Origin of the sequence: Streptococcus pseudopneumoniae (assembly GCF_038148935.1) — a bacterium.
Taxonomy (GTDB): domain Bacteria; phylum Bacillota; class Bacilli; order Lactobacillales; family Streptococcaceae; genus Streptococcus; species Streptococcus pseudopneumoniae_U.
Map to the genome: position 1 here is coordinate 1 of NZ_JBBJZX010000180.1, position 969 is coordinate 969.

The window sequence follows — 969 nt, forward strand, 5'->3', positions numbered from 1 at the left end:
CAAAGGAGAAAAATTTGATGAGATACATAACTCTTGGTCAAGATGACAAAGAATTATCAGAAATTGTTCTCGGAATGATGAGAATAAAAGATAAGTCTGTAAAAGAAGTTGAAGAGCTTGTAGAAACAGCACTTTCTGTTGGAATCAATGCCTTTGACTTGGCTGATATTTATGGTCGTGGTCGTTGTGAAGAACTGTTAGGTCTTGTCCTAAAAAATCGTCCAGATTTAAGAGAAGAGATGTGGATTCAGTCAAAATGTGGAATTCGCATGGAAGAATTTACCTATTTTGATTTTTCTAAGGACTATATTATAAAATCTGTAGACGGAATTTTGCAAAGATTGAAGATTGATCATCTAGATAGCTTGCTTCTTCATCGACCAGATGCTTTGATGGAATCTGACCAAGTAGCAGAAGCCTTTGATTTCCTTTATAAACAAGGTAAGGTTCGAAATTTTGGAGTTTCTAATCAAAATCCTATGATGATGGAGTTACTTAAAAAAGATGTCAATCAGCCGTTAGCTGTTAATCAGCTACAATTGAGTGCGGCTTTTACTCCAGGATTCGAATCAGGTTTTCATGTTAATATGGAAGATAGTCAAGCAACTATGCGAGATGGTAGCATTTTTGAATATTGCAAATTACACGATGTGGTCATTCAAGCATGGTCTGTCTTACAATTTGGGTATTTTAAAGGGAACTTTGTTGGAAATGAGAAATTTCAAGCTTTAAATCAAGTACTTGATCGTTTAGCTATTAAATATGGAGTAACCTCTTCAACTATTGCCATTTCTTGGATATTGCGTTATCCAGCAAAAATGCAGGCAGTCGTAGGTACAACAAATCCTAAGCACTTGAGAGAAGTTAGCCAAGCGGCAAACTTTAGCTTAACAAGAAAAGAATGGTATGAAATTTATCTTGCTGCAGGGAATAATTTGCCGTAAGTAGAAGCAGATGTAAATAAATCAC

At 35.4% G+C, this 969-nt stretch carries 1 protein-coding gene; it reads left to right on the forward strand.

Annotated features, from left to right (window positions below):
- Positions 1–17: 17 nt before the first annotated feature.
- Complete coding sequence (locus tag WKI42_RS10460; RefSeq protein WP_050242410.1) at positions 18–944, forward strand: aldo/keto reductase; 927 nt, start codon at positions 18–20, stop codon at positions 942–944.
- Positions 945–969: the final 25 nt, after the last annotated feature.